Below are 13,162 nucleotides of genomic sequence, written 5' to 3'. Positions count from 1 at the left end.
AATACATTTTGTCGATATTTTTTAACATTTGACATGTTTTAAGCATTAAAATTAAGGCTGAATTAAACTATTGAATCGTACTTTAGTCATAGATATTAAATTCACAGTTTGTGATAGAAGAACAATCGTTTATTGCGGCACTTCAATCTCCTGAGGAAAGAGAAGCTGCTTTCAGAGAACTAGTCACCACGTACAAGGAACGATTGTATTGGCATATTCGAAAGATCGTGCTGGATCATGATGATGCCGATGATGTACTTCAGAATACCTTTATAAAGATCTTTAAGAATATAGAAAAATTTAAAGGCGACAGTAAACTGTATACCTGGATGTACCGTATAGCGACCAACGAATCCATTACTTTTATTAATAAGAAAGCTAAAAAGCAAAATATCACCATTGAAGAAGTAAAGAACAACGCTATAGCACGCTTGGAAAGCGATGTATATTTCGAAGGTGATGAAATTCAGTTAAAACTGCAGGAGGCGATCGCACTGCTGCCTCAGCAACAACAGCTCATCTTTACAATGAAATATTTTGATGATATTACCTACGAAGAACTTTCAGAAATTCTGGATATTTCGGTGGGTGGACTTAAAAGCAGTTATCATATTGCTGTCAAAAAAATTACCGAACATCTGAAAACCAATGAAACCTTTTAGAAAAATTGTAGTCAAAAGTATATTATGAAACGTAAGCACATAAGTTCAGGTTTTAAAGTCCCGGAATCGTATTTCAGCGATCTTGAGGATCGTGTCTTGACTCAATTGGAAACGCAATCCCTGCCCAAGACCTCAGGCTTCAAAACTCCCGATGGATATTTCGGTCGTATGGAAGAAGAAGTGTTCACAAAAGCTTTTCAGAAGGAAAAACAGACCAAGGTTATTTCTTTATTTACGAGAAATCATCTGTATTACGCCGCAGGCATTGCTGCCTGTATAGTGCTTATAGTAAGCATCTTTAAAAATGATCCGGGAACTTCGGTTGAAACTATAAATCTTGCCGCCATTGAAACTTATATTGAGGCCGGAAATGCCGATATTGATTCTTACGATGTGGTTGCATTACTTACTGATGAAGAATTCGAGAACCTATTGATCGATACACAATTGGTTTCTGAAGAATCTTTACAAACCTATTTGATGGAAAACATAGACGACATGTCGCTATTAATAGAATAACATTTATGAAAAATCTAATACTAATATTCCTGGTACTCAGTTCGGGCATCCTAAGTGCTCAGGACAGTCGCCATGACAAAATTAAAGCCTTAAAGGTTGCACTAATTACTGAAGCGCTTGACCTTTCTTCTGCCGATGCTGAAAAATTCTGGCCGGTCTACAACGCTTATGACGAAAAGATGGATGCTTTGCGGAGTAACGAGCGAAAAGAAATTCACAAGGCATTTAAAGAAGACCTTGCGAAAATGAGCGAGAAGGACGCCAATGCACTTATCGATAAGGTCCAAGCTTATAAAACGAAAGAATTAGAGTATAGAAACGAACTTATAAAGGGTTTACGAAAGGTGATTTCCGCGAATAAGATCATTCAATTGAGTAAAGCCGAAGAAGAGTTTAAAAGACAATTGCTGGAGCGTTTTAAAAAGCACCGTGAAAAAGGATAATGTTGGTTTTTTGATTAAGGTTTCTATTTTAAAAACGAAACCGGAAAAGGGTCCCGAAAGGCGACCCTTTTTTTATTTAAATCTAAGTTTGGAGATCCTGTTTCTTCCCGAAGCAAATGCAAGGGTATCATTCACAAACTCAATGGCATAAAATCCTTCTTGCGACAATTCTTTCCAGCTTTCTCCCCTATCGCTACTGTATGAAATTCCGGGAGATCCTACGGCTACGATCCCATATCCGTTCGAATTGGGTACAAAACGCACCGAAGACCGATATCCCGGACCTTTTCCGTTGCTGATAAGATTCCATGTTTTACCCCCATCTGTAGTAATCGCCTTGTTTCCTTCATTAAACTCCTTTTTATCCCAGTCACCCCCAAAGATCACACCCAGTTTATCATCGTAAAAATCAACACTGTAGATACCGGTCATTGCACTCCCCTGAAGAATTGGGGTATTAAAAACCTCCCAGTGCTCTCCTTTATCGGCACTGTAAAAGACTCGTGCCCGTTTACCACCACTTACGATCCAAACATGATCTCCATAGAGGGCAATATTTGAATTACTTGCAGCAAAGGCAGCTTCTCCCGGTGCTACTTCAGGTAATACATCGCAGGAAAGTTTGTTCCAGGTATTTCCACCATCTCTGGTGATTATTACCGACAGACAATTTGAAGTTGGGTCGCCCATAGCGATTCCTTCCTTATCATTCCAGAACGCCATTGCATCATAAAACACCTTCTCTCCCGTTTCTACGTAGACTTCTTCAATATTCGTGGCTTCGCTTCCGTTGTGTCCTATTTTATACAATACTCCAGGGTTGGCAACGCTCAATACGAAAACAGCATCTTTGGTACTCGCAATTGCTCTGAAATGTAGCAATGAATCGCCGTAACTGATGTTCGCCAGTTTAGGGACTTTGGCATCTATGAGTCCGATCTTCCCGTTATTCGCAGCAAACCAAACCTGATCTGTGCTCATGGGTTCGATCGCTCGTATACTCAAACTGTCTTCAAATATGGTTTCTATGTGTACTGAAGTAAATTCTTTAGAGGAGTTTGTAGTGCATGAAAAGAGGCAAATTATACCTAAAACAGGAAGAAAAATTCTCATAAATTAATTTTTCGCTAAAGTAAATAAAACTATTGATAGCATTGTGATACCTTTGCAATCCAATAAAATTTACTATGAAATTACATCGCAATCTTGTATTTGCCACTATAGATTCACTTCACCAGATCTTTAACGAGCAGAAACAGGCCGATAAAGTGCTTAAAAATACACTAAAGCGTGATAAGCGATGGGGTGCCCGCGACCGTAGTTTTATAGCTGAAACAACCTACGATATAGTTCGCTGGAAACGATTGTATGCCGAAATTGCCGAAGTAAAGGAACCTTTCGACCGCTCTAACCTTTTTCGTCTTTTTACGGTTTGGGCAACACTTAACGGGATTACTATTCCAGATTGGCCTCAATTTGAAAAAACTCCTACACGACGGATCAAAGGGAGGTTTGATGAATTGTCGAAAATTAGAAAATATCGAGAATCCATCCCCGATTGGTTAGATGAATTAGGAGAAAAAGAACTGGGTAAGAAATGGGATGCCGAAATTAGTGCCCTTAATAAAACGGCCGATGTCGTTTTACGAGTAAATTCTTTAAAGCCTGAAAGTAAAGCCCTTCAGAATGAATTATTCGATGGCGGAATTGAAACAGAAAATATAAAAGGGCTTCCTGAAGCACTGAAATTAAAAGAACGGGCCAATGTCTTCACGACAGATATGTTTAAAAAAGGATGGTTTGAAGTTCAGGATGCTTCTTCCCAAAAAGTAGCCCGCCTTCTCAACCCCGAACCCGGAATGCGAGTGATCGATGCATGTGCAGGTGCCGGTGGAAAAACGCTTCATATTGCGGCGCTAATGGAAAACAAAGGGCAGGTGATCGCCATGGATATTTTTGAAAACAAGCTCAACGAATTAAAGCGACGTGCACGGCGTGCCGGTGCTCACAATATTGAAACCCGCACCATAGACAGCACCAAAGTGATCAAAAAGCTTATTGAAAAGGCAGACAAGGTCTTGATCGATGCACCCTGCACAGGTCTTGGAGTTTTAAGGCGAAATCCGGATGCAAAATGGAAACTTCAACCGGAATTTTTAGAACGTATTAGAAAAACTCAAGCCGAATTATTGGATTCTTACTCTCGCATGGTTAAGCCCGGCGGGGAATTGGTTTATGCAACCTGTTCTATCTTGCCATCAGAAAATGACAAACAGGTAAAAGCATTCTTGTCCCGCGATTCAGGAAAAGATTTCAGTCTGGTAAAAGCCGAGAAAATAATGCCCAGTTCATCGGGATTTGACGGATTTTATATGGCACTTCTGAAGAAAAAAGCATAAAAAAAGCGCCTTTCGAAGGCGCTTTTTTTATTTAATAGCTTTGTTCTATTTAACGAGCAAACGTTTGCTTGCCTTCTCCTTCCCATTTGAAACTTCAACAATGTAAACACCGCTGGAAGAAGACGCCAGATTTACCGAAGCAACATACCCTGCCCCTATTCTTTTCATATCTCCTAATTCAATAGCCTGACCCAATAGGTTCATTACTTTATAAGACATATCTCCAAAGTCGACCGAGCTTGAAAATCTAATTTCATATATTCTATCGGAAACCGGATAGATAAGTAGTTTCTTTTCATTAAATGCCTGTTCTTCGGCAGATAAAAGATCCTGGAAGTACGTTCTTTCAAATTCGTCATTATCACCGTACTGATCTCCTGCGAGTATCGTTCTGGCCTCTACAACGTAAGGTTGCCCCGGTGTACCAATATCAATACTCTGGGTAAAGGTGTAGGTCGCACTTTCTTCGGGTGCCAGAGTTCCGGTAAAGGTTTCAGTCGCTACAAGACTTCCATCTAAATATAATTCAATGTCGAAATTTGACTGAGAGCTTGTTCCGTAGTTATATAATGACACTTCAACATTTTCGGAAGAAGTGAAAGGTGGCAAAAAAGGTTCAGCAAAATTATAAACCCCAACATCATTAGTGACATCGGCCTTTAATTTAAATGAAGCGATTCTTGTTCTCCAGAAATTATTGCTCGAAAAATACTCGGCTGTATGCCAGAAAGTTCTGTTATTCAGATCCATAGTCATCTGGGCGTAGTCTCCAAAACGATTGGTATTGCTTTGCACTCCTCCACTGGAAATAATAAGCGTTTCTGCCACCGTCATCGTTCCCGGAGGATCGGTTACCAGTCTTCCGGTATGCATGATATCCACATTATTTGAAGAACTTCCTTTATTGTATGCCAGGCCTATATTGCCATCTTCATCCATAGAAGTACTTCCCATAAAACGACTTTCGCCGTCGTTTAAGGTCCAAGTACCTTCCTGAAAAATGGTAAATGGCCCGTTCCCAACATTTCTAAGTTCTATCCAACGTATCCCTGAAGTTGTTGAACCCAGATCTACATTAAAATTCACAAGAAATGAGTTGTGCGTAGGAAAGCTTCTGTAATTCGCCATATATGATATCACCCCGCTTATGGCATCAATTCGCTGTGAGGTACCGGGTTGAGAAATATCACCCGACCCAAACGGAAACAAGAAGCTATCAAACGGTGTAGTGGGTATGATCTCGGGAGAAGAAATAGACGAATTCCCGGTATTCTCCCAATCCAGATCGATGCTCCATATTTTGAGATGATCGAATGCAATCGATCCCGACCACGCATCATCCTGAAGATATACAATATATCCGGGAACATTTGCCGGATAGTCTGTACCTAACAAATTGGCCGGTTCGGGACTAAAAACAGTAGTGGGATTCTGCACAGCTCCCGGTAATGAAAACCCGGTGATCTGTGGACTGGGCGCTCCAATAAGCATTTTATCACGTTCCAAAGCATAGGTTGTTTGTCCGCTTTTATTTGCGGTTAGAAAGTAAGCATTTGGCCAAACCGAATAGTGGGGATAATCCGGGAAGGAATTTAGAGGAAACTGATAAAGATAATAGCTTCCTGTTGGATCCGGAGTAGTTGATACACCAATGACCAATGCATTGGTACTGGGTTTAAACTGGCTCACGAAAAATCGATCGGCAAGTTGATCGTACATTACAATGGGATCACCACTGTTATTTCCCGATTGCAGGAAACTACCTAAGAAGGTGGGTCCGGCGAGTAGCGTACCACTTTTATCAAATATCTTGACCACCACATTTACTGCATGTACATAATGATTGGGTCCGGCCGCTCCCGAAGGATCCGGAGGAACCGCCTGTCCTTCACTTACTGTGGCTCCATCAAAATTCTGTAGCACATTAAACGAATCGGTAAATTGAGTGTCCCCTTGTATCAAAGGATCAGGTCCTTGGGGTAGAGCGTTTGGGTTCAATCTCCCTGTATTTCTGCTATTCATTGGAACCTCTCTGAGATTTTCGGGGATCCCATCTGTTGGTTCAACCGTTGGGAAGTCCCGTAACGGCATAGTTTCACCTAAAAAGATGCCTTCAGAAACCGAAACCGGCGGAAAGGAATTTTGAGCAAAACCCGAACTTAAGGAGATTAATAATATTGTGAGTAAAGCGTAACTATTTTTCATAATTCATTAATTAATATTGCTCCCACAATATATTGATTAAAAAGAAAATACTTTTATATTTCTTACTTTTTTTACATAGAAAAAGGGCAGAAAAACCTGCCCTTTTAAACTCCGTTAATCAGAATTACTTAACAATCACCCTACCGGTTTTCACAGCCGTAGTATTTGTTCCTCCAACACGAAGTAAATACACACCGCTTGCGGCACTAGTAAGATCTAGTTTAAGTTTATATGTTCCATCATTACCTTTTGAAGCCATTTTGGAGCCCATTTCCTGACCCAAGGCGTTAAACATGGTAAAGAATACATTCTCATCATAATTTGATCTGAAAGTAACATCCCAAAGATTATCTCCGGCACTCACTATTAAAAGATCGGAATTGTTAAATGACTGATCTTCGACACCAAGTACGGTTATATTAGCCGTATAATCTTCGGTCTCACCATAAGTAGTCACTTCACATGCGTCGGTTGGCACAACAGCATCCCAGTTAGATTTCATTCTCATAATGTGTGAACCTAAAGCTGCACCCGCAGGTACATTTAATGGAATTGTCTCAGTATATGTTCCGGCTCCCTGACCAGGAGCAATAGTATGGTTTAACACAACTCTTTCATTGGCTTCGAAGCTGAAGTTATCGTTAAAATCGATCCACACGGTTATGTGTTGATCCCCATATCCTGTGGTAATAGTAAGATCGTAAGATCCACCAGCACCTAAATTGGCAACCTGACTTCTGAAATCTCCATATCCCTCGCAGCCGGACGGATTGTTGATCTCAGCAATAGAAACCAATTGGAATCCATCACCAAAAGAACAATCAAGATTTGGCTGACAGAATAGTTTCTCGATCACCGTAGAAGCTTCATCATTTGAAGCCTGTTGGTCGCTCGCAAGTTCTGTACTTGCAGTTAATGTATACGTTCCAAGTGCAGAGAAATCTGCTGTTTGAGTAAAGTCATATGTGATTTCCTCACCCGATAAAATCGGTCCGGCAAAAGTCTCAACTACGGGAGTCCCACCGTCGATATCGTATTGTACATCGAAGTTTGATTGAGTTGCTGCCCCGTAATTTCTAACAGTCACCGAAACCACCTCTGTACTGCCAAGACCGTTGCCTGAAGTTGGTGCAGTAATTTCAGAAATTCCCACATCGTTTGCGAATAAGTGCGTCACATTTTTTGTAAAGGAATCATTAGCTGCAAACTGGTCCCCAGCTAAATTTGTAGAAACTTCAATTTCATAAGTTTGCCCCACGGTTGACAAATCGACCGTTTGCGCAAAAGTATATGTATCAGTATCATTCGGGTTTAATGGTCCGGCAAAGCTTTCGGTAGCGATTAAATTACCATCAACACGAAGCTCCAACGGAATGTTAGACTGTGCCACTAAACCAAAATTACGGATACTTACCTCAACAGATTCTGCATTAGTTAAGATCCCATCCGTAGGCTGAATAATATTGTTTACACCTACATCATTATTAAAGCCACCTGTTAGGTTAAAGGAGGCGATCTGAGTTCTCCATTGGTTATTGGAAGAAAAATAATCTGAAGTAAACCAGAAGGTAAAGTTGTTTGGATCCATGGTCATATGAGCATAATCTCCATAACGGTTACTGTTCGTTCTTACTCCCGGACCGTCGATTATAATATCTTCGGCTACTGTCATTGTTCCTAAAGGATCACCGTCAAAACGGCCGGTATATCGAAGTGAAGGAGCTAATGTGGTACTACCGGTAGTATATCCCATTGCAATGTTTCCGGCAGCGTCCATTGCGGCACTACTCATTACACGGCTATGACCGTCTGCAATAGAAAAGGTTCCCTCCTGAAATATAGACCAAGGATTCGTAGCGTCATTTCTTAATTCGATCCAGCGAATTCCACCGGTTAAATTATTGTCAATAAAGGTATTGAAGGTTATCAACCAGGAGTTGTAGGTTCCGAAATCTCTGTAGTTTGCGGAAAATGAGATAATACCACCATGTGCGGCAAGTCGTTGATTGGTACCTGGCTGAAACAGCGCTCCATTACCATTTCCAAACAATTCTCCAGCATCAAATGGATCTGTAGGGATCTCTAAAGGATTCGATATTGTTGAATTACCTATATTACCCCAATCCATATCAATTTCCCATACCTTCAAATGATCGAACGAAACACCTCCCCAGGCATCATCCTGAAGATATACAATATATCCCGGTACGTTTGCAGGGAATGTGGTTCCCACCAAGTTGGCCGAAACCGGACTCTTAACCTGATTCGGATTTACCACCACCTGTGGTAATGAGAATATAGCGATTTGTGGATTTGCTCCACCTGCAAGCATCACGTCACGTTCCATCGCAAAAGCTCTGGTCGTTTGTCCGTTTAAATTCACTGTTCCGTAATATCCGTCATGCCAAACTCCGTATTTAGGATAATCGGGAAATCCACTGAAGGTAAACTGCCATAAGTTATATGCACCTCCCGGATCATTCGTAACAGAAACACCAATTGCAAGAGAGTTACCTCCGCTTATGTTTCCAAATTCACTAACTACCCAACGATCTGCCAATTGATCGTAGAGTACAATTGGGTCTCCTCCATTTCCACCGAAACCTAGGAAAGATCCCAGCGATACCGGTCCAACAAGTAAGTTTCCTGTTTTATCGAAGATCTTCACAAGAGAGTTTACAGAGTGTACATAATGATTAGGACCTACCGCTCCCGTAGGATCGGGAGGAAAAGCACCGGATTCTGAAGAAGAAGCTCCAATGAAATTCTGGTCCAGAGGAAGACTTTCTATACCTCCATTATCGGTTTGAAGATTAGGTATTACCGTGGAAGTAGTATTTTCCTCTGGTGTGGTATTGTAGCGTTCCGTAACAACACGTAAGGTTTTAACCTCACTAAAATCATTATCCATTACCGGAAGATCACGCAGAGGTTGGGTTTGACCCATAAAGGTACCGGTGATCACCTCTACCGGTGCCGTTCCGTTTTGAGCAATTCCCACTGTTACCATAGCAAAACATGCTATTAGCAAGAAATAAAATTTTTTCATTGATTGTTTTTTTAAATTAAAATGAGACGCAAGATACAGCTAAATTTTCAATCTAAAAACCCACCAAAACAGTAGGAATTTCAGAGATTCAGTCACGTTTCTTCAATGATGCTCACTATAGTATTAATTAACTTAAAAATTAGTAACTTTGCCATTCAAAAATCGCTCAAATTTTAAACTAGATGATTCACTTTTTTGGAGACGTAAAAAACACTGTTTTTGCTGTCCAAACCACCGGAGAACTTTCTGATAAAAACATACAAAAATTGTCTTGGTTGTTTGGCAACCAACCCAAAATAGAGCGGTCCGTTATTGCGGATTTTTTTGTTGGTCCGCGAGCTGCAATGATCACGCCCTGGAGTACGAATGCGGTGGAGATTAGTCAGAATATGCAAATAGAGGGCATCAGAAGAATAGAAGAATTCAGAAATGTTGCTGAAGACTTTACCGACTTCGATCCAATGCTGTCACAAAAATACAGTGAACTGCATCAGCAATTGTTTACCATTAAGATCGACCCGGAACCCGTTTTAGGGATTGACGATATAGCGGCTTATAATATTCAGGAGGGTCTTGCCTTAAGTGAGGACGAAGTTGATTATTTGAATAAGCTTGCAGAAAAACTTAACCGAAAACTTACCGATAGTGAAGTATTTGGATTTAGTCAGGTAAACAGCGAACACTGCCGCCATAAGATATTTAACGGTACCTTCGAGATCGACGGGAATGTCATGGACGAATCACTTTTTAAACTTATAAAGAAGACTTCTCAGGTCAATCCCAATGATATAGTTTCTGCATATAAAGACAACGTAGCCTTTGTAAAAGGACCTAAAGCAAATCAGTTCGCCCCTAAAAGTGCAGATAAACCCGATTTTTACGAAAATACTCCTTTTGACAGTGTCATTTCATTAAAAGCCGAAACCCATAACTTCCCAACTACGGTCGAACCTTTTAACGGGGCAGCTACAGGAAGCGGCGGAGAGATTCGCGATAGACTAGCCGGCGGGAAAGGATCCCTTCCTTTGGCTGGAACCGCTGTATATATGACATCCTACTCCAGGCTGGAAGAAAATCGTCCCTGGGAAAAAGCAATGACCGAAAGGGATTGGTTGTACCAGACCCCCATGGATATTCTAATTAAAGCTAGTAACGGAGCATCAGATTTTGGAAATAAATTCGGGCAACCCCTCATCACAGGTTCTGTGCTCACTTTCGAACATGAGGAGGAGGCGCGAAAACTAGGCTTCGACAAAGTGATCATGCTGGCGGGTGGTATAGGATACGGAAAAGCCGATCAGGCGCTAAAGGATACTCCCGAGACCGGCGATAAAATAGTGTTGCTTGGGGGGGAAAACTACAGAATAGGTATGGGAGGCGCAGCTGTCTCTTCGGCAGATACCGGAGAGTTTTCCAGCGGAATTGAACTAAACGCCATTCAACGTTCCAATCCCGAAATGCAAAAAAGAGCTGCAAATGCCATTAGAGGGATGGTGGAAAGTAACAACAACGCTATTGTCTCTATACACGATCACGGTGCCGGAGGGCACCTCAACTGCCTTAGTGAGTTGGTTGAAGAAACCGGAGGTCATATAGATCTCGACAAATTACCTGTAGGCGACCCAACCCTCTCTGCCAAAGAACTAATAGGAAATGAGTCTCAGGAACGTATGGGACTTGTAATTGGAAATGAAGGTCTGGCCACATTAAAACGGATCGCAGACAGAGAACGTTCTCCAATGTACGAAGTTGGTGAAGTGACTGGCGATCATCGTTTTTGTTTCGAAAGCAGCAGGACTGGTGAAAAACCAATGGATTTCGAACTTGAGGATATGTTTGGAAGTTCACCTAAGACTTTAATGAAAGACATTTCCCTTAGGAGATCATATAAAAACGCAGATTACAACCAGCATGATATTAAAAAATATCTGGAACAGGTTGTACAACTGGAAGCTGTTGCCTGTAAGGACTGGCTTACCAACAAAGTGGATCGCTGTGTTACCGGAAGGGTAGCAAAACAACAATGTGCCGGTCCGTTACAATTGCCCCTTAATAATTGCGGAGTAATGGCTTTGGATTATACCGGGAAAGATGGGGTGGCCACCTCTATTGGTCATTCACCGGTAAGCGCATTGATAGATCCGGTTGCAGGTTCACGAAATTCTATTACCGAAGCATTAACCAATATCATCTGGGCACCGCTTGAAAAGGGTTTAAAAAGCGTTTCACTTTCGGCAAACTGGATGTGGCCCTGTAACAATGAAGGTGAAGACGCCCGTTTGTATGAAGCCGTTAAAGGGGTAAGTGATTTTGCGATCGATCTTGGGATTAATGTTCCTACCGGAAAGGATTCACTGTCTATGAAACAAAAGTACAAGAATGGGGAAGTGATCGCTCCGGGTACTGTTATAATTTCGGCAGCCGCACATTGTAAAGATGTTAAAAAAGTTGTGGAACCGGTGCTTCAAAAACAATCGGGAAGTATCTATTACATCAATATTTCGCAGGATGAATTTAAACTGGGAGGTTCTTCCTTCGGACAAATTCTGAATACTGTTGGCAGTGATGTTCCAACGGTTAAAAGTGCTGCCTATGTAAAAACAGTCTTTAATGCAATTCAGACATTAATTTCGGAAGGACAGATAGCTGCGGGGCACGATGTAGCATCAGGTGGATTAATCACAACCTTACTCGAAATGTGTTTTGCCGATAGAGATCTTGGCGCAGCTTTTGATTTATCGGGCTTGGCCGGCGAGGATCTTGTTAAAATTCTGTTTTCTGAAAACTGCGGAATTGTCATTCAGGCTACTGAAAATACTGCCGTTGAAGCCGTATTAACCGGAGAGAGCATTAATTTTGTGAGAATCGGGGATGTAACTGAAACCGAAAACCTTCAGATCACACACAACCAAACAAAATTAAGTTTCAGTATTCCTGAAATACGCGATATATGGTTTAACACGTCCCTTCTGCTTGATAAAAAGCAAAGCGGAATTGCCAAGGCAAATGAGCGATTCAATAATTATAAAGAGCAACCGCTTCAGTTTACGTTTCCGAAGAACTTCAATGGAAAATTGCCGGATCGGGATGCAATGGTAAAAAACTCCGCACCAAGAATTAAAGCAGCCGTGCTTCGTGAAAAAGGAAGTAACAGTGAGCGCGAAATGGCCTATGCCATGTATCTGGCAGGGTTTGATGTAAAGGACGTACATATGACCGACCTTATTGAAGGACGAGAAACGCTTGAAGACATTCGGTTTATTGCCGCTGTAGGAGGTTTTTCCAATAGTGATGTACTTGGCAGTGCCAAGGGCTGGGCAGGAGCTTTTCTCTACAACGAAAAAGCGAACAAAGCACTAAAAGATTTTTATGCCAAGGAGGATACGCTGTCTTTAGGAGTTTGTAACGGGTGTCAATTATTTGTAGAATTAGGGCTTCTAAATCCGGAACATGACGAAAAACCTAAGATGCTTCATAATGAAACCGGAAAATTTGAATGTAATTTCACTTCGGTGACCATACAGAAAAACAATTCGGTGATGTTGTCCAGTCTCGAAGGAAGCACCTTAGGAATCTGGGCGGCTCACGGTGAAGGAAAATTTAGTTTCCCAATTTCTGAAGATCAGTATCACATTGTTGCGAAATACGGTTATAATGGATTTCCCGCCAATCCGAACGGCAGTGACTACAATACTGCAATGATGACAGATAAAACCGGACGTCATCTGGTAATGATGCCGCATTTAGAGCGATCGACCTTTCCGTGGAACTGGGCGAATTATCCAAAAGACAGAAATGATGAGGTATCACCCTGGATCGAAGCTTTTGTAAATGCAAGAGTCTGGTTGGAGAATAATTAAGAGCAATTTGTTAGTTTTACTGCCG

Annotated in this window: 8 protein-coding genes; 5 read left to right on the top strand and 3 right to left on the bottom strand. The window is 41.4% G+C overall.

Features of this window, described 5'->3' with window-relative positions:
• The first annotated feature begins 110 nt into the window (after nt 1–110).
• Genes ALE3EI_RS09830 through ALE3EI_RS09820 form a run of 3 tightly spaced genes read left to right on the top strand, consistent with a single transcriptional unit; the run spans nt 111 to nt 1,624 of the window.
• Nucleotides 111–662, top strand: a complete 552-nt coding sequence (locus ALE3EI_RS09830; protein ID WP_186988199.1) for an RNA polymerase sigma factor — start codon at nt 111–113, stop codon at nt 660–662.
• Nucleotides 663–686: 24 nt separating this feature from the next.
• Entirely contained in the window at nt 687–1,181 is a 495-nt protein-coding gene (locus ALE3EI_RS09825) for a hypothetical protein (RefSeq protein WP_186988197.1), read from the top strand.
• 5 nt (nt 1,182–1,186) lie between these two features.
• Nucleotides 1,187–1,624: a sensor of ECF-type sigma factor gene (locus ALE3EI_RS09820; protein ID WP_186988196.1), complete on the top strand. Its 438-nt coding sequence runs from the start codon at nt 1,187–1,189 to the stop codon at nt 1,622–1,624.
• A 72-nt stretch (nt 1,625–1,696) separates the two neighbouring features.
• Here the strand turns inward: ALE3EI_RS09820 and ALE3EI_RS09815 are convergent, their stop codons facing one another.
• Nucleotides 1,697–2,737, bottom strand: a complete 1,041-nt coding sequence (locus tag ALE3EI_RS09815; protein ID WP_186988194.1) for a WD40/YVTN/BNR-like repeat-containing protein — start codon at nt 2,735–2,737, stop codon at nt 1,697–1,699.
• A gap of 74 nt (nt 2,738–2,811) precedes the next feature.
• On the opposite strand from ALE3EI_RS09815, the gene ALE3EI_RS09810 reads away from it, so the two are divergent.
• Entirely contained in the window at nt 2,812–4,023 is a 1,212-nt protein-coding gene (locus ALE3EI_RS09810) for an RsmB/NOP family class I SAM-dependent RNA methyltransferase (protein WP_186988192.1), read from the top strand.
• 45 nt (nt 4,024–4,068) lie between these two features.
• On the opposite strand, the gene ALE3EI_RS09805 is transcribed toward ALE3EI_RS09810, so the two are convergent.
• Together ALE3EI_RS09805 and ALE3EI_RS09800 are read right to left on the bottom strand one after the other, a co-directional pair.
• The gene (locus ALE3EI_RS09805; protein WP_186988190.1) at nt 4,069–6,228 is read right to left on the bottom strand and encodes a T9SS type A sorting domain-containing protein; all 2,160 of its coding nucleotides are present in this window, start codon (nt 6,226–6,228) and stop codon (nt 4,069–4,071) included.
• A 124-nt stretch (nt 6,229–6,352) separates the two neighbouring features.
• Complete coding sequence (locus tag ALE3EI_RS09800; protein WP_233279951.1) at nt 6,353–9,277, bottom strand: GEVED domain-containing protein; 2,925 nt, start codon at nt 9,275–9,277, stop codon at nt 6,353–6,355.
• A gap of 182 nt (nt 9,278–9,459) precedes the next feature.
• Between ALE3EI_RS09800 and purL the strand changes: the two genes are divergently transcribed.
• On the top strand, nt 9,460–13,137 hold the full coding sequence (purL, locus tag ALE3EI_RS09795; protein WP_186988188.1) for a phosphoribosylformylglycinamidine synthase: 3,678 nt from the start codon (nt 9,460–9,462) through the stop codon (nt 13,135–13,137).
• Nucleotides 13,138–13,162 lie beyond the last annotated feature (25 nt).

This window comes from Constantimarinum furrinae (genome assembly GCF_014295415.1).
GTDB classification, from domain to species: domain Bacteria; phylum Bacteroidota; class Bacteroidia; order Flavobacteriales; family Flavobacteriaceae; genus Constantimarinum; species Constantimarinum furrinae.
The sequence above is the reverse complement of the archived record's forward strand: the minus strand, read 5'-3'. Positions and strand labels throughout refer to the sequence as shown.

Excerpts from the sequence above, each read along its gene's own strand:
- ALE3EI_RS09825 (WP_186988197.1), top strand. The coding sequence starts at position 687 with ATGAAACGTAAGCACATAAGTTCAGGTTTTAAAGTCCCGGAATCGTAT.
- ALE3EI_RS09820 (WP_186988196.1), top strand. The coding sequence starts at position 1,187 with ATGAAAAATCTAATACTAATATTCCTGGTACTCAGTTCGGGCATCCTA.
- ALE3EI_RS09815 (WP_186988194.1), bottom strand. The coding sequence starts at position 2,737 with ATGAGAATTTTTCTTCCTGTTTTAGGTATAATTTGCCTCTTTTCATGC.
- ALE3EI_RS09810 (WP_186988192.1), top strand. The coding sequence starts at position 2,812 with ATGAAATTACATCGCAATCTTGTATTTGCCACTATAGATTCACTTCAC.
- ALE3EI_RS09805 (WP_186988190.1), bottom strand. The coding sequence starts at position 6,228 with ATGAAAAATAGTTACGCTTTACTCACAATATTATTAATCTCCTTAAGT.
- ALE3EI_RS09800 (WP_233279951.1), bottom strand. The coding sequence starts at position 9,277 with ATGAAAAAATTTTATTTCTTGCTAATAGCATGTTTTGCTATGGTAACA.
- purL (WP_186988188.1), top strand. The coding sequence starts at position 9,460 with ATGATTCACTTTTTTGGAGACGTAAAAAACACTGTTTTTGCTGTCCAA.